The following is a 14,238-nucleotide window of genomic DNA, read 5'->3' as shown; positions in this document are numbered from 1 at the left end:
GTTCGTGTTCCGTTCTTACCGACCGAGCAGACGGTCGATGGCCGTGGCGGCCTGGTATGCGTTGGAGAGCGTGCTCAGGTAGCGCGCCCGGGCTTGCAGCAGCGAGCGCTGCGCGTCGATGACGTCGAGGAAGCCGAACTTCCCAGCCTCGAAGCCCTTGCTGGCCGAGTCATAAGCCAGCTGCGCTGCGGGCAGGACCGTCGACTGCAGCGCCTGCAGCGAGGTGCGTGCGATGGACAGCTGCACTGCCGCTGTCTGCAACTCGGCAAGGACGCGCAGGCGCGCGGCCTGGAACTCGTCCTCCGCCTTGTCGGCCCGCTTGCTGGCCTCGTAAACCGCGCCCTGGTTGCGGTCAAAGAGCGGCAGCGGGATGGACAGGCCGACGATGGCCTGGGTGCGCCCCATCTCGTTGTCGCGCTTGGCGCCGACGCTGAGGGTTACGTCGGGCACGGCCTTGCTGCGCTCGACGTCCACCAAGGCCTTGCGACGCTCTACCTCGGTACGGGCAGCCAGCAGCGCGGGGGCTTCCTCAAGTCGGCTCACCAGCTCAGGGAGAGGTGCGCGTTCAGGGACGACGCTGATGTCTCCCGCGACGCTGGCGAAGCGCGGTTCCGTGTCGCCCCAAAGCGCGACCAGGGCGTGACGGGCAGTCGTCAGCGCGGCTTGTGCCTCTGTGACTTCGAGCTGCGCGTTGGCCTGGTCGACCTGGGCGCGGGTGGCGTCCACGGGGGAGACCTTGCCGGCGGCCACGCGCTTGGTCACGGCCTGGGCACCGCTGGTCGCGAGGTCCGCCGAGTTGGCAGCGAGCTTGGAGCGCTCCTGCGCGGCGAGGACGGTGAAGTAGGCGGCGATGACTGACGAGCGAACCTGGGCCTTCGCATTGGTCAGTTCGACCTCAGCCAGGTCGCGAGCCCGCTGTGCCGCATTGACGCGGGCCGTGCGCTTGCCGGCCAGCTCCAACGGGATGTTCAACGTGGTCGTTGTCGTCCGTGTCGCGCTGCGCGTGTCCTCGACGCTTGCCGCGAGTTCGGGGTTGCGAAATGCGCCCGCCTGTCGGACGGAGCCGTCCTGGGCCTCAAGCTCACGCTGCGCTGCCGACACCACGAAGCTGCGCGATGTCGCCAGCTCGAGCGCCTGTTCAAGGGTGAGGGTGTCTGTCGTCTGCTGAGCGCGGACGGTGAATGGGCTGAGCAATGCTGCCGCCAGCCCGAGCGGCCAAAGAATTCTTCTCATCGAATCTCATAGGTTGAAACCAGGGATTCGGCGAGAGGGGTGTGGTTGGAAGTCCTCCTGTCTCGCCGGCTAGGCGAGACGGCGCCACTGAGGGCGGTCTGGCGCCCTGGTGGGCGCAGACGCATGTGCGTCGGAGGTGACGGCGACCAAGCCGGCCGCGAGGCCTGCAGGCCACAGGCCAGCTGCTGCATCGGCGGCTATGGCCGAGCTGCTGATGTGGCAAGAAGCACAGTCGTTGTCGACGACCAACTTCTTCGCCACGGACTTCTTCGCTTCAGCATCGTGCGCGTCGGCCTTGTGCTCGTGCTGGTGGTGCCCGAAGTGCTTGGCTCCCTGAGTCGTCGTCTCGTGTTCGCAATACGCGGCCGCAGCGCCCCACGCGACCTGAAGCGGCAGCAGGAAGGACAGCGCCACGAGGAACGCAGCGGTCAGGCGGTGGAGGCGACGGATAGTCATCAGCGTTGGCAGTTTAGCGGCCTGGGTTCACACACGCTGGCCCCGTGTCGTCATCCGTGCTGCTCCGGCTTGGACTGCGTGCGGCCATGCCAAAGGAAGAATCCCAGCACGAACGCCAGAACGACCGCCTGCGCGGTGAGCCCGATGGTGGATGGGTACACACCAAGCAGTTCCAACCTTGGAGCGGTGAGCGCACTCGGGGCAATCCACCCGGCCTCCTGCAGCGCTGCTACGCCCTTGCCGGTGAGAACGACGGCAAGCACGGCGACAAGCCAGGAGCTGGCGGAGAAGAACTTGCCGATGGGCAACCTCGCGCTGAAGCGCAGCAGCAAGACGGTGATTGCTGCCAGAGACAGGACACCGGCAGCCAGGCCGGCCAGGATGGCGTGGTCGTTGCCCTGACCCCAAAGCGCCGCGTAGAACAGGATGGTCTCGAAGACCTCGCGATACACGGCAATGAAGGCCAGGCCGAACATGACGAACGCCGACTTTCGGTTCAAGGCTGCGGACATGCGCTCGCGCAAGTAGGCCTGCCACTGTCCGGCGACGCTCTTCTGGTGCATCCAGACGCCGACGCTCACAAGCACGGCCGCAGCGAAGAGGCTCGACAACCCCTCCGTCACTTCCCGGTTCGCGCCGGTGATGGTGACGAGATACGTTGCCGCACCCCAGGTCGCCGCGCCTGCGAGGAGCGCTGTCAACCAGCCCGCGTGAACGTATGCCAGGACATCTGGACGCTCCGCCTTGCGCAGGAACGCAATCATGGCCACCACGACAAGAAGGGCCTCAAGACCCTCGCGCAGCAGGATGGTCAGACTGCCCAAGAAGGCAGCCGTTGCGTCCGCCCGTGAGTCCGCAAGCACCTTGTCGCCAAGCGTAAAGAGCTGCTCCACTTCAGCCGCCGATGCGGCCACCATGTCCACGGAGGATCTGTCCGAAATGTTCGACCGGTAGCGGCTCATCGCCACTTCAATCTGGTTCTTCAACGAGCCATCCTTGGCCGCGAGGGCCTGCTCGTAGGGCTCGACTCCATCCAGGTAGGACGACAAGGCAAGGTCTTGGGCCTTCTTGACGTCACCTGCCTTGTAGGCCGCCAAGCTATCGATGAGCTGCTTGCGCGCGAGCGTCATGCCGCCTGCGGGAACCTGGTTCAGCACGTCCGGATTTGCGTGCAGGTAGGCCATGACCAAGCTCGCGTCTTTCGTGCCCAGCGACTCGGCCAAGTCGTTCTGCGTCAGGCCAACGAAGCGGTCAAAGCTGGGGACCGCGACCTTCGCCTTCTCGTCCTCAGCCCAGACCTTCTTGCCTTGCTCAACCTCGTTGCGGTCGTGTGCGAAGGTGCCCAGGTAGGTGGCCACCGCCCATCGGTCGTCATCCGAGAGCTGGCCGAACGCGGGCATCGCTGTCCCGGTGATGCCTTGGGATACAGCTTGGTAGAGAGCAAAGAGGCTGCGTTGGCGCGCACGCTCTTTGTCGGTGAACGCGACCGGCAGAGGGTTCAGGGCCTTACCGACGGGGCCCATGCCGTCGCCGGTTGTGCCGTGGCAACTCGCGCAGTTTTCCGCGTAGACCTTCGCGCCGAGTTTGACGTCTGGGATGGTCGAAGGCGCCAGCGGGACCGGATAGGCGGCGACAAGATGCTTGGCCAAAGCCTTGGACAGCGTGCCGACCTTGCTCGCCTCGGCTCGGGCGCCGATGGCCGCCTCCAGCTCAGTAGCCTGGGCAATCAGCGCAGCCTGCTCGCTCTTGGCTTCCAATGCTGTGATTTTGGTTCGCGCCGTCAGCACGAACTCCTTCATCTCGTCGTATTCGGACTGCGAAACCACCTTGCCGTCCTTGACCGCACCCGCGTAGTCGACGGCCAGGTAGTCGAGGATTTGCCAAACGCGCTTCACGTCGGCTTCTGACGCTTGCAGCACGCCTGAGAAGAGGACCGCAGCAAGGACTGCGAGGACTTGGGCGCCGCGGCGTGCTGTCTTAGTGAGACTCATTTCGGTTCTTGTGCAAAAAGATGGCCCGCGCGACGCGAGCCTGTGTGGCCGAAAAATTTAGCGAGTGCTCTTCAAAAGGCGCAGGCCGTTGAAGACAACCAGCAGGCTCGCACCCATGTCAGCAAAGACGGCCATCCACATGGTGGCGCTGCCGAAGACTGCCAGGACGAAGAACACCGCTTTGATGCCCAGCGCAAGTGCGATGTTCTGCCAGAGCACCGAGTAGGTCTTTTGCGACAAGCGGATGGTCTCGGGCACTTTGCGCAGATCGTCGTTCATGATGAGGACGTCGGCCGCTTCTTTCGCCGTGTCGGTGCCGGCGCCGCCCATCGAGAAGCCAATGGCCGCCGCCGCGAGGCTGGGGGAGTCGTTGACGCCGTCACCGACCATACCGACCTCGCCGCTGGCGCCCAACTGCTCGACCGCCTTCTGCTTGTCCTGCGGCAGCAGGTCGGCGCGAACATCATCGATGCCCACCTGTTTGGCGATGTTCTGCGCCGTGGACGGGTTGTCGCCGGTCAGCATCACGGTCCGCACGCCCAGTGCCTTCAACTCGGCAATGGCCTGCCTGCTGGACTCCTTGGTCGTGTCGGCAACGGCGAAGAGCGCCAACACCTCTTGGGCGTTAGCCAGGACGGTGATGGTCCGACCTTGAGCCTCATGCTCATGCATCAGCGCCTCAAGCTCGGCTGAGCAGTGGCCGCGTTCGTGAATCCAGCGGTGGTTACCCAGCACGTAGTCCTGGCCGTCCACCGAGCCGTGGACGCCGCGCCCCAACTCGGCACCGAAGTTCTGGACCACGGACGCCTCGCCAGCCAGTCCAGCGGCAATGGCCTTGGAGACCGGGTGATCAGACCGGCCAGCAAGACTGCGTGCGATGCGCAGCACCTGATCCTCCGGCAGCGCCTGGGTTCTCATCACCTGCGCGACCAGCTTGGGCTTGCCCTCGGTCAGCGTGCCGGTCTTGTCGAGCGCCACAACGCTCAGCTTGCGCGCATTCTCCAGGTAGACACCACCCTTGATCAGGATGCCTCGGCGCGCCGCGGCGGCCAGGCCGCTCACGACGGTGACGGGCGTGGAGATGACCAGGGCGCAGGGGCAGGCGATGACCAGCAGCACCAAAGCCTTGTAGATCCCCGTCAGCCATGGCCAGCCCAGCGCCAGCGGCGTGCCCACGGCCACGGCGAGCGCGAGCACGAAGACCGCAGGGGTGTAGATGGCCGCGAAGCGGTCGACGAAGCGCTGCGTCGGCGCGCGCTGGCCTTGGGCGGCTTCGACGGCGTGAATGATGCGCGCCAGGACGGTATCGCTGGCCGGCTTGGTGACCTCGAACTCCAGCGACCCGCTCTGGTTGATGGTGCCGGCAAACACCTCGTCGCCGATCGCCTTGTCGACGGGAATGCTCTCGCCCGTGACCGGAGACTGGTCGACAGCGCTTTGCCCTGCGGTCACCCGGCCGTCGAGCGCGAAGCGTTCTCCGGGCTTGACCCGTGCGATGGCGCCCACGGCCACGGCCTTGGCTTCGACGCTGGTCCAGACATCATCGGCCTGGCGCACCTCGACCCGAGCCGGCGACAGCTGCAGCAGGCCCGTGATGGCGTTGCGCGCGCGCTCGACCGATCTCGCCTCGATAAGTTCGGCCAGCGAGTACAGCGCCATGACCATCGCCGCCTCGGGCCATTGGCCGATGGCGAACGCGCCAGCAACGGCGACGCTCATCAGCGCGTTGATGTTGAGCTGGCCCCGGAATAGCGCGGCCACGCCCTTGCGAAAGACCGCCGTGCCCGACAAAGCGATGGCGCCCGCCGCGATGCCCATGCCCGCGACTCGCCACGGCAGCGCGTCCGGCGCGAGGAAGTGGACCAACTCGGCACCGATGGCCACGACCAGGGCCGCGATCAGCCGCCCCAATTCGGCGCGTTGCGCCTTGGCGGTGTCTTCGGCAGCCGGTGGTGCGGACAGCGTCTCGGTCTTGAACCCGGCAGCGTTGATGGCTGTGGTGACGGCATCCCAGGAGGCAGGCGGCGCATCGATGGCCAGGGCCCGCCCCGCCAGATCAAACTGCAGGCGCCGCACTTCGGCGAAGCCCTCCAGCGCCCGACGGATCTGCCCCTCTTCGGTGGGGCAGTCCATGGACGGGATGCGCAAGAGCAGCCCACCGTCAACCAGCGCGGCCGCCGGAGCCGCTGCGGAGGTGCAGGCTCCACCACCACAGGTGGCTGTGCCGCAGGCCTTCGCCGGCGCATGGTTGTGCTCATGCCCGTGGTGATGGTCGTGGTGCCCGTGCTCGTGGCCGGTGTGGGCATGTTCAGAGTGGGGCATTGGGGGCGGCATCGTTCAGCAAGATCGCCATTGGACAACCTGTAGTGGCTCCAGAGTCAAGCCCCTCTACACTTTCCACAATCCTTCAGGGGCTGTTCATGAAAATTGGCGAGCTGTCGACCGCCTCGGCCACGCCGATCGAGACGATCCGCTACTACGAGCGCGAAGGCTTGCTGCCGCCACCAGCGCGCACGGGCGGCAACTTCCGCATCTACGAGCCGCCCCACCTGGAGCGACTGCAGTTCATCCGCTACTGCCGTGGGCTGGACATGTCGCTGGACGAGGTGCGCGTGCTGCTGCGATTCAAGGACGAGCCTTCCGGTGACTGTGGGGACGTGAACGCACTGCTGGACGAGCACATTGGCCATGTCTCCAGGCGCATCAAGGAACTGCGCTCACTGGAGCGCGAACTGAAGGAGTTGCGTCTGCGCTGCGGCGCCGCGCGGGCGGCCGACCAGTGCGGCATCCTGGCCGGCCTGGCCGAGGCGGCACAAGACCCAGCGGCCGCTACGGCTGCGACGAAGGAGCACAGCCACCTGCGCTCAGTCCACGGCCACTAGGCGCCGGGCCTGCGCGGCTACATTGGCGACCCTCGTCATTGGGGGGTACCCAATCAGTTGGTAGCCTTCAGGCGCCGCAGCTCGAGCAGCCCTGCTGCATCTGCACCGGCGGGCACTTGACCGAGCCATACGAGCAGAACACGCAGCAGCCACCGGCCTTGGGCCGCAGCACGGCCTTGCAGTGCTCGCATTCGTAGAAGAACTGGCAGGCGTCGGTGGGCATCACCTCGCGTCTGGCGTGGCCGCATTCGGGGCAGGTCAGCACTGACTCAAGCTGGGGCGCGGTCGGGGTCATTTGTGGACCGTTGAGGGAAAGCCTGCATCGGTCGTGGCCTTGGCCAGCGCCGTCGCGTTGGTCTTGTCGGCATCAAACGTCACCGTAGCTGTCTTCTTCGTGAAGTCGACGCGGGCCTGGCTCACGCCGGCCACTTGCTCCAGCGATTTCTTCACCGTGACCTGGCACAGCGCGCAGGTCATGTTCTGGAGGTCGAGCACGGCGGTCTGCGGTGTGGCCGCGAACGCGGCCAGTGGCATCAGCGTGACGAGCGCGGCGGTGAGCAACTTGCGCATGGGGAGTCCCTTCAGAGAAAAAGCGGCGCCAGTCCGGGCACCGACAACAACACAAACAACGCCAGCGCAATGGCCCAGAAGATCAGCCGCTGGCGCTGGAGGACGATGGGCTCGGCGCACGCAGAGCCGGGTTCGCAGACCTGCGGTTGCAGGTACAGGCGCCGGAACGCCAGGCCCAGGAACAGCAGCGTCAGGGCGATGAACCAGGGCCTCAGCGGCTCCAGCGCGGTCAGGCTGGAGACCCAGGCGCCGCCAATGCCCAGCGTGAGCAGCACCAGCGGCCCGACGCAGCACACCGACGCACCAACCGCCGCCAGCACGCTGGCGACCAACGAACTCTTGACCTTGGACATTGCCCTCCACCGGGGTGCACCTACACGACGGCCGACAGTCTAGAGTCCGTACCATGGTACGGAGTCAAGGGGGCAGATGACAAGTGAGTTGACGATAGGGCGGCTGGCCGACGAGGCCGGCGTGAACGTGGAGACCATCCGCTACTACCAGCGCCGCGGCCTGATGGCCGAGCCCGATAAGCCCATGGGCGGGCACAGGCGCTATGACCCGGCCGCCATCAAGCGCGTGCGCTTCATCAAGCGGGCCCAGGTGCTGGGCTTCACGCTCGAAGAGGTGGGCAGCCTGCTCGCACTGGACGAGGCCTGTGCCTGTGCCGAGACGCGCGAGCTGGCCACGCACAAGCTGCAGGTCATCGAGGACAAGCTCGCCGACCTGAGGGCGATGCGCAAGGCGCTGACGGCTTTGCTGCAGCAGTGCGACACGGGGGAGGCGCAGGGCAACTGCCCCATCATCCATGCGCTGACGGCGGACTGAACCACTAAGCCCGCGTCAAGCAACCGTTGTGGATGCCGGCGCAGCCCCTGCCTGACGACTTTTGATGCGACGCCGAGTTCTGGACAGCGCTACGTTGGTGACCAACTTCAACTAGGGCAAGCTCGCCGATCTGAAGGCCAGGTTCAGAGCAGTGACTGCGCTGCTGCTCCAATGTGAGGCCGGAGGTAAAGATGCTCGCTCCCCGAGCATCGACGCTAGCCGCCGGCTGACGACTTGGACGGAACCCATGCAGCAGAGCGCCGCACCTGTACTTCAACTCTTGCTGACGGTCTTGGCGCCGCCACCTGGGGTTGTGTTTGCTGTGCAACGGGGCCGCGACGAGCTGCTGCCGCCCTATGCATCGGATGTCGAATCCGTTGCGTTTGCCATCACCATGCGTCTCGGGCCGCCCCTTGTGGATGGGGCATTCAACTTTCGCGGCCCCTATGCGCAAGGCGCGCCGGCCGACCGCTTCATCTACCTGAACTCCGGCACTCTCGCTGGCCAATCGGCATCGTGCTGGGAGCGCAGAGCAAAGGTCAAGCTGGCCGCGATTCCTCGCCCCCTGATCGAGTCCGCTGTGGGTGACCCAGCCTGCGCCATCGAAGCTCGTATTCTTGGAACGGCTGGCGATGGGGGGCCGGTATGCGCCAGCATTCGGCCTCATGCGATCTCGTGGCGCCTAACGGTGAAGCTGTAGCTCTTCAGGCCGGCCTCTGTGAGCCGGCAGACGTTTCATTTTTGATCTTTGCAAACATCCGCGCCTTGGCACGGGCATCCACTCACAGTTAGCATCACAGCCATGTTGGTCGCCAAGAAACCTCGAGATATGGAAGCACCGGTGGCGACAGAGCAACCCAAGCCACGCGCCATATCAAAGCGGGCCAAGAACAACGCCGTCGAAGCGCTGGCCAGTACGCTCGATGCGAACTTCTTCAAGGCCATTGCGGAGCCAGTTCGCCAGCAGATCGTTTTGATCCTGCTGCAGGAAGGCCGTTCGAACGTCCAGGAGGTCGCCCAACACCTCGTCCAGGATCGGTCGGTGGTGTCCAGGCACCTCGCGTTTCTGGAGCAAGCCGGCTTCGTGCGCAGCCACCGCGTCCAACGGTTCACGGAGTACGAGCTCGATGGTCCCGCCATCATTGGCAAGCTCGAATTGCTCCTGTCGCATCTGCGACATGCCGCCCAGGTTTGCTGCCCCCCAGATCAGCTTCGCTGAACACCCTAGAACTGCAACCTGACCGACGCGGCAACGCGGCTTCGGTCTGCAAAAGCGCCGAATGGCGTCGATGGCGCGCCGTCGAACCGATCGCATTGCAGCTGCAGCAGCTGGTTGGCGGTGAGTTCATAGGCCATTTGCAACGAGCTCCACGACGACCCGTTCCTGGAATCGCGGATATGCATTGCCCGGCCCGCCAGGCGATCCTGAAGCCACTTCCGTTGCACGATGAGGCTCAGAAAGGCGTTGTTGCCGGAGCCGGCGGTCGTGCCTCGGTCGTGGGCCGCGATGGCTTGCGCCGCAAAGAACCATGGGCCGTGCCTCACGTCGACACCCAATCCGAACGAGGCCTGCGTCCTGGTGCCAGGCGCAGTTCCCACGGCATCAACTTCGGGCGTTATGCGCGCGTACAACGCTTCCAGGCGAATGACAGCCGGGCCGACGGGTTTGTCTGCGGAGAAACCGACACCCGTCTGCCGTGACAGCCGGCCGAGCAGCTTGGGCCCAGTCGACTCGATCACGGGCTGCAAGGTCGGTGCAGAGAGCCATCCATGCAGAGCCAGGAAATCCGCGTTCCACCCGGCGGCTTCCACGCCGTAGCGGACGGCAAGCGTGGCGTTGCTCAGCGACGTAGACGGCCGATCCGTCTGGACGGGCAGGCCCATGGCCTGGGTCGGCAGACGGTCGACGGGCACCTGAGGCGAGACGATGAACTGCAGTGTCTGACCTTCGCCCTGCCACTCGAAGTTGGCCATCCACTGCGCGAGCTTGGCTTCGGGCAGCTCTTCGTAGAACAAGTCGTAGGTGTCGATAGGATTGATCACGTCGGTTACCCGCAGGATGTCCATACGCCCCCAGTTCAACTGCTGGGCTCCCACGGTCACGGTGATGTCATCCCCGCGCCATGCTGCCGTGAGCTCGCGCAGGTCAGCGTCCCCGCGATGAGCGCCCGCGCCGGCGATGCGGCGCAGGCGCTCTCTGGCGCGAAGCTCGATGCCTTGCACCTGCCACTTCAGGGATGGCTCCAAGGTCAGCCGGCTGGAGCGGTCGCCGGCGTCCGCGATTGGTGTGCCGACCAGGGCTGTCGACTTCAGCCCCCAGGTGGCGTCAGACGCTTGCGCGCCAGAAGCCAGCAAGAGGCTCGCAACCAGCGGCGCCCAGGCAGCGCACTTGGCTGGCCTCATTCGGATCGCAGATAGCGCTGGGACACGTAGAAGTCATCCAGCTTGCCGTCAACCTCGCGAGAGGAAGCGGTCAGGCGCGTGGTCCTGCCGTTGGCCAGGTTGCGCATTTCGTAGACCTGCGGCCGCCAGTATTCGCCCGACTTGGCCAGCTTTCGTACGTCGAGCCGCTTCGCTGGCGCGCCTGCTTTGTCGAAGTAGTCGATCCGGACGGGATACAGCGTCTGCTTCTCGATCCAGTACGTCTTCTTGCCGTAGCCAGACGCCTCTTTCTCGGCTGCATCGCTAGCCGAAGCCGTCACGACGAAGCACTTTTGCTGCTCGCCGCAGGCTTCGTCTTCCTTGTCCAGCGTGAAGCTGTAGGCACTGGTCTTGTAGTCCTCGAAATCTTCATGGGTGAACTCGGTACCCATGAACCAGTTGGACTTCTCCGACCCGGCGATGCGACGGATCTTGCGCGTCGCCGGCAGGTACATCCAGATGTCGTTGACTGGTTTGCCACCATCCACGATCAGCAGGCCGGTGCCCTGGATGACCGGGGGCGTCGTGAACTTGAACAGCGTGGTCTCGGTTCCCTCGACCTTCTTGTAGTACAGCTCGATGCCGCGCGTCTGCTGGACCTGCCCGGCGCCGTCCAGCAGCTCCATCCGATAGATGGTCTTCTCGGTGGCACTCTTGATGCGCCGCTCGGAATCCTTGATGACGCTGTTGCCGTCGGCAGCGTTGACTGCCGAAGCCAGCACCAGCAGGGCTGTGGTGATGTAGGTCTGCTTGCTCATCCGAACGCCCTCCGGCGAAGCGTCGGCACCATGCCGGCGCGAACAATGGTCTTGAAGGGAGGAATGGCCGTCAGAGGCAGGAAGATCAGTGCGGGCAGCAGCACGACCAGCATGTCCTGCAGCGTGATGGTCGTATCGACCTGGAACCACGCATTGCTCAACACGCCATTCAGCCCAGTGGATATCGCGATGCCGGCCGCGACGGCGACCACGGTGCCAACGGCGCCGATGGTGGCAACCTCGAACAGGATCATCTTGAGGACCGTGCGGTCGGCGAAGCCAATCGTGCGCAGCGTCGAATACTCGGCCAGCCGCCTCAGCACCCCATAGGCCGTGGTGGAGAACAGGAACAGCACCGCCACCAGGAGGCTGAAGATGAAGGCGAGGTACACGATGCCGGCGATCTCCTTCAGGTGGACGACGAACTCGTGGACAAGGTTCGCCTTCGAGGTCACTCGGCCCACTCGGTCGAGCTTGTAGAGCTCGTCGAGTTGCCCGAAGCCTGCGCCGGTCTTCAGGAACATGCCCGTGACCTGGTCGTCCATGTCAAACCAAGCCTGGGCATCAGCCAGCGACGCGTAGGACTCGCCGGGCAGCACGCCGGAGAAGATGCCGACGACCTTGGTCTTCCAGGCCTTGTCCCTCACATCGATGGACACCTCGTCCCCGACGCCCACGCCCAGGGTGTCCGCCGTCTTGCGCTCAAGCACGATGGCGTCTCGTTCACCCGCCTGCACCTTGCGGCCGGCAATCATGCGCAGCTGACGGGCGCCGCTTGCGGGATCGATGCCGAGCAGGAAGGACGGCTCGACCTTGTCGCCCTTTTGGACCTTGATGGTCCCACGCAGGTAGGCGTCGGTACGCGTTACACCAGCCGTCTTCTTGATGTCGGCGAGCTCGTCCGTCCAGACGGGCGCGAGGAAGTCGACCGCGACGTCCCAATCGTCCGTGCTGAATCGCTTCACGATGCTCTGCTCGAAGGAGGTGAGCGAAACAAAGTAGGACAGCGAGGCGCCCAGAGACAAGGCCACCGCCACGACAGACATCAGGGCCAGGCCCTTGCCGCGTTGCAGGTTGCGCACGGCATAGCGCCAAGCCACCGATTGGCTGAGTCGACCGAGTCCTGCGCTGACCTTGCCTGCGACGGTGCCGCTGTCTTGCGTGTTGCCGCGCACCGCTTCTCGAGGCGTCATGCGCAGGATGCTGCGCAAGGGGATCGCGGTCGCGACGATCAGGATCGCTAACAAGCCGAGATAGCCCTGGACGAGGGGCAACGCGCGCAGGGTCAGGTTGGGCTCTGGAAGGCCGAGGGCCTTGGCGTAGTCCGTCCCGAAGCCGTACAGGAGAACGAAGCTCAGCAAGGTGCCCGAGATGATGGCGATCATCCCGATCAGGGCCGCCGGCATCGCGAAGGACAGCATGATGTCCCGCGTCCGATAGCCGATCGACATCATCACGCCGATCTCGGCCTTCTTCTCGTTGATCCATTGGTACAGCAGGAACACCGTGATCACCAACGCGGTCAACACGAAGATCAGCACGATGGCGGGCACGAAGATCTCGAACGCACCGAGGTCCAGCTCGAGATAGAGGTGACCGAACTGCCGCTCCAGCGGCAGACTTTCCTCAACCGTGACCTTCTTGCTGAGCGCCTTCAGGGCCGCTTTCTCAACGGCGCGATGGTCTGCCCCGTCCTTGATGTCGACGAGCAGGCTGTTGACCAACTGGTAGCCCAGGCGGGGTTGCACCAGGGAGTAGGGAACGAATACGGCGCCCAGCGAGCCCTTGCTGGGCAGGAAGAAGTTCGGGTTCGCGCTGTCGATCAGGAACTCAGGCGACATGGCGATGCCGCGCACGGTCAGGTCGTAGTGATCCTTGCCGATGTTGAGGCGGAACTTGTCGCCCACCTTGTAGTCGTGATGCTGCGCCATCGACCGCTCGATCACCACAGCCGTCGGTTGAGACGGATCGAGATCCTGCCCCTCGTCAATGCGCAGCCGGTTCACGATGGGCGACTTCTCCGTCGCGATCATCACCGCGTAGAGCTTGGCGCCGGCCTTGGTATCGATATTGCCGGGAAGCATCAAACGGCGCTCGACGGCCTGAACGCCATCGATGCCCTCAAGCCTCGGAATGTTGATGTTGTCTTCGGGAACAACACGCAACTCGAGCTTGGCGACGTTGAACTCTTTGTACCAACCCGCCCTCGAGTCGAAGAGGCTGTCGATGGCGCTGTACACGCCAACGAACATGGCGAGCGCCGTGCCCATGATCAGTCCGGCGGCAAAGAGTCGCCCCTTCATCTGCCATGCCGCGCGGCGCATGGCTGCGACAAGTTGGCGCGCGATCATGCTGCGTACGCCTCTGGGGCCGAAGCAGCGTGCTGCTGCTCCTCCAGGACGCCATTGCGCAGGACGAGCGTGCGGTCGGTGTGCTGGCCAATGGACGGGTTGTGCGTCACGATGATCAATGCGCTCGCGAACTGCCTGGCCTGCTCCAGCAGAAGCTCCGTCGTGGCCGCCGCCGTCTTGGGGTCCAGATTGCCGGTGGGTTCGTCGGCGAGCACGATGGCGGGCCGCTTGACCAGGGCGCGCGCAATGGCGACCCGTTGCTGCTCACCGCCCGACAACTGCTCGGGAAAACGGTCCAGCTTGTCGCGCAAGCCCAGCGAGGCCAGGATGTCCCGCGCGGCCTTGTCGCCCAGGTTGGAAGGCTTGCCTGCTGCTTCCCAGCCGGTCATGACGTTCTCGACCGCAGTCAACGTCGGGATCAGGTTGTAGAACTGAAAGATGAAGCCGACCTTCTCGCGCCGATACCGCGCCAGTCCCTCGGCGTCGAGCTTGACGATGTCCTGTCCTTCGACCGACATCTGACCGCTGTCCGCCGGGTCGATGCCGCCGAGGATGTTGAGCAAGGTGGACTTGCCAGTTCCAGAGACTCCAAGAATGGCCACGGACTCGCCGCGCCGGATCGACATCTTCAACCCGTTGAGCACCGCGACGTTGGCGCCGCCCTGTGAATACCCCTTGGTCAGGCCGCTCACGGCAACGACGACTTGCTCTTGCTTGGACATCTTGGTGTCTCCTTGCTTGGTTGTTT

Annotated in this window: 15 protein-coding genes; 4 read left to right on the top strand and 11 right to left on the bottom strand. The window is 64.8% G+C overall.

Annotated elements, in window-relative coordinates:
* Positions 1–15: 15 nt before the first annotated feature.
* From NYP07_RS20580 to NYP07_RS20565, 4 genes are all read right to left on the bottom strand, one after another.
* Positions 16–1,233 carry a TolC family protein gene (locus tag NYP07_RS20580; RefSeq protein WP_268153615.1) on the bottom strand — a complete coding sequence of 406 codons (1,218 nt, stop codon included), beginning with the start codon at positions 1,231–1,233 and terminating at the stop codon, positions 16–18.
* A gap of 69 nt (positions 1,234–1,302) precedes the next feature.
* Positions 1,303–1,689 (bottom strand): cation efflux protein, CzcI family, encoded by a 387-nt coding sequence (czcI, locus tag NYP07_RS20575; RefSeq protein WP_268153613.1) that lies wholly within the window; start codon positions 1,687–1,689, stop codon positions 1,303–1,305.
* A 50-nt stretch (positions 1,690–1,739) separates the two neighbouring features.
* On the bottom strand, positions 1,740–3,680 hold the full coding sequence (locus NYP07_RS20570; protein ID WP_268153612.1) for a cytochrome c/FTR1 family iron permease: 1,941 nt from the start codon (positions 3,678–3,680) through the stop codon (positions 1,740–1,742).
* A gap of 57 nt (positions 3,681–3,737) precedes the next feature.
* Complete coding sequence (locus tag NYP07_RS20565) at positions 3,738–5,813, bottom strand: heavy metal translocating P-type ATPase (protein ID WP_268153611.1); 2,076 nt, start codon at positions 5,811–5,813, stop codon at positions 3,738–3,740.
* 287 nt (positions 5,814–6,100) lie between these two features.
* Between NYP07_RS20565 and cadR the strand changes: the two genes are divergently transcribed.
* Positions 6,101–6,562 (top strand): Cd(II)/Pb(II)-responsive transcriptional regulator, encoded by a 462-nt coding sequence (gene cadR, locus NYP07_RS20560; RefSeq protein ID WP_268153609.1) that lies wholly within the window; start codon positions 6,101–6,103, stop codon positions 6,560–6,562.
* A gap of 67 nt (positions 6,563–6,629) precedes the next feature.
* On the opposite strand, the gene NYP07_RS20555 is transcribed toward cadR, so the two are convergent.
* The 3 genes from NYP07_RS20555 to NYP07_RS20545 are packed head-to-tail and all read right to left on the bottom strand — an operon-like array spanning position 6,630 to position 7,485.
* Positions 6,630–6,857, bottom strand: coding sequence for a GDCCVxC domain-containing (seleno)protein (locus tag NYP07_RS20555; protein WP_268153608.1), 228 nt, complete (start codon positions 6,855–6,857; stop codon positions 6,630–6,632).
* Positions 6,854–7,132: a mercury resistance system periplasmic binding protein MerP gene (gene merP / locus NYP07_RS20550; RefSeq protein ID WP_268153607.1), complete on the bottom strand. Its 279-nt coding sequence runs from the start codon at positions 7,130–7,132 to the stop codon at positions 6,854–6,856. The genes NYP07_RS20555 and merP overlap by 4 nt, the downstream gene beginning before the upstream one ends.
* An 11-nt stretch (positions 7,133–7,143) precedes the next feature.
* Complete coding sequence (locus NYP07_RS20545; RefSeq protein WP_268153606.1) at positions 7,144–7,485, bottom strand: mercuric transporter MerT family protein; 342 nt, start codon at positions 7,483–7,485, stop codon at positions 7,144–7,146.
* A gap of 76 nt (positions 7,486–7,561) precedes the next feature.
* Here NYP07_RS20545 and merR point away from each other — a divergent pair, with 76 nt between their 5' ends.
* From merR to NYP07_RS20530, 3 genes are all read left to right on the top strand, one after another.
* Positions 7,562–7,960: an Hg(II)-responsive transcriptional regulator gene (gene merR / locus NYP07_RS20540; protein WP_268153605.1), complete on the top strand. Its 399-nt coding sequence runs from the start codon at positions 7,562–7,564 to the stop codon at positions 7,958–7,960.
* A gap of 247 nt (positions 7,961–8,207) precedes the next feature.
* Positions 8,208–8,660 carry a DUF5990 family protein gene (locus NYP07_RS20535; protein WP_268153604.1) on the top strand — a complete coding sequence of 151 codons (453 nt, stop codon included), beginning with the start codon at positions 8,208–8,210 and terminating at the stop codon, positions 8,658–8,660.
* Positions 8,661–8,762: 102 nt separating this feature from the next.
* Complete coding sequence (locus NYP07_RS20530) at positions 8,763–9,179, top strand: ArsR/SmtB family transcription factor (protein ID WP_268153603.1); 417 nt, start codon at positions 8,763–8,765, stop codon at positions 9,177–9,179.
* A gap of 5 nt (positions 9,180–9,184) precedes the next feature.
* On the opposite strand, the gene NYP07_RS20525 is transcribed toward NYP07_RS20530, so the two are convergent.
* From NYP07_RS20525 to NYP07_RS20510, 4 genes are read right to left on the bottom strand one after another with little or no spacing between them, the layout of a single operon-like run.
* Positions 9,185–10,363: a hypothetical protein gene (locus tag NYP07_RS20525; protein WP_268153602.1), complete on the bottom strand. Its 1,179-nt coding sequence runs from the start codon at positions 10,361–10,363 to the stop codon at positions 9,185–9,187.
* Positions 10,360–11,139, bottom strand: coding sequence for an outer membrane lipoprotein-sorting protein (locus NYP07_RS20520; protein WP_268153601.1), 780 nt, complete (start codon positions 11,137–11,139; stop codon positions 10,360–10,362). Before NYP07_RS20520 ends, NYP07_RS20525 begins: the two co-directional genes overlap by 4 nt.
* Positions 11,136–13,490 (bottom strand): ABC transporter permease, encoded by a 2,355-nt coding sequence (locus NYP07_RS20515; protein ID WP_268153600.1) that lies wholly within the window; start codon positions 13,488–13,490, stop codon positions 11,136–11,138. Before NYP07_RS20515 ends, NYP07_RS20520 begins: the two co-directional genes overlap by 4 nt.
* Complete coding sequence (locus NYP07_RS20510; RefSeq protein ID WP_268153599.1) at positions 13,487–14,212, bottom strand: ABC transporter ATP-binding protein; 726 nt, start codon at positions 14,210–14,212, stop codon at positions 13,487–13,489. The genes NYP07_RS20515 and NYP07_RS20510 overlap by 4 nt, the downstream gene beginning before the upstream one ends.
* Positions 14,213–14,238 lie beyond the last annotated feature (26 nt).

Origin of the sequence: Pelomonas aquatica (genome assembly GCF_026712205.1) — a bacterium.
In the GTDB taxonomy this organism is placed as follows: Bacteria; Pseudomonadota; Gammaproteobacteria; order Burkholderiales; family Burkholderiaceae_C; genus Pelomonas; species Pelomonas aquatica.
This window is presented reverse-complemented; position numbering and strand designations above follow the sequence as displayed.

What these genes read in the sequence shown, in the direction of transcription:
- NYP07_RS20580 (WP_268153615.1), bottom strand. Translation starts at nt 1,233, where the DNA reads ATGAGAAGAATTCTTTGGCCGCTCGGGCTGGCGGCAGCATTGCTCAGC.
- czcI (WP_268153613.1), bottom strand. Translation starts at nt 1,689, where the DNA reads ATGACTATCCGTCGCCTCCACCGCCTGACCGCTGCGTTCCTCGTGGCG.
- NYP07_RS20570 (WP_268153612.1), bottom strand. Translation starts at nt 3,680, where the DNA reads ATGAGTCTCACTAAGACAGCACGCCGCGGCGCCCAAGTCCTCGCAGTC.
- NYP07_RS20565 (WP_268153611.1), bottom strand. Translation starts at nt 5,813, where the DNA reads ATGGACTGCCCCACCGAAGAGGGGCAGATCCGTCGGGCGCTGGAGGGC.
- cadR (WP_268153609.1), top strand. Translation starts at nt 6,101, where the DNA reads ATGAAAATTGGCGAGCTGTCGACCGCCTCGGCCACGCCGATCGAGACG.
- NYP07_RS20555 (WP_268153608.1), bottom strand. Translation starts at nt 6,857, where the DNA reads ATGACCCCGACCGCGCCCCAGCTTGAGTCAGTGCTGACCTGCCCCGAA.
- merP (WP_268153607.1), bottom strand. Translation starts at nt 7,132, where the DNA reads ATGCGCAAGTTGCTCACCGCCGCGCTCGTCACGCTGATGCCACTGGCC.
- NYP07_RS20545 (WP_268153606.1), bottom strand. Translation starts at nt 7,485, where the DNA reads ATGTCCAAGGTCAAGAGTTCGTTGGTCGCCAGCGTGCTGGCGGCGGTT.
- merR (WP_268153605.1), top strand. Translation starts at nt 7,562, where the DNA reads ATGACAAGTGAGTTGACGATAGGGCGGCTGGCCGACGAGGCCGGCGTG.
- NYP07_RS20535 (WP_268153604.1), top strand. Translation starts at nt 8,208, where the DNA reads ATGCAGCAGAGCGCCGCACCTGTACTTCAACTCTTGCTGACGGTCTTG.
- NYP07_RS20530 (WP_268153603.1), top strand. Translation starts at nt 8,763, where the DNA reads ATGTTGGTCGCCAAGAAACCTCGAGATATGGAAGCACCGGTGGCGACA.
- NYP07_RS20525 (WP_268153602.1), bottom strand. Translation starts at nt 10,363, where the DNA reads ATGAGGCCAGCCAAGTGCGCTGCCTGGGCGCCGCTGGTTGCGAGCCTC.
- NYP07_RS20520 (WP_268153601.1), bottom strand. Translation starts at nt 11,139, where the DNA reads ATGAGCAAGCAGACCTACATCACCACAGCCCTGCTGGTGCTGGCTTCG.
- NYP07_RS20515 (WP_268153600.1), bottom strand. Translation starts at nt 13,490, where the DNA reads ATGATCGCGCGCCAACTTGTCGCAGCCATGCGCCGCGCGGCATGGCAG.
- NYP07_RS20510 (WP_268153599.1), bottom strand. Translation starts at nt 14,212, where the DNA reads ATGTCCAAGCAAGAGCAAGTCGTCGTTGCCGTGAGCGGCCTGACCAAG.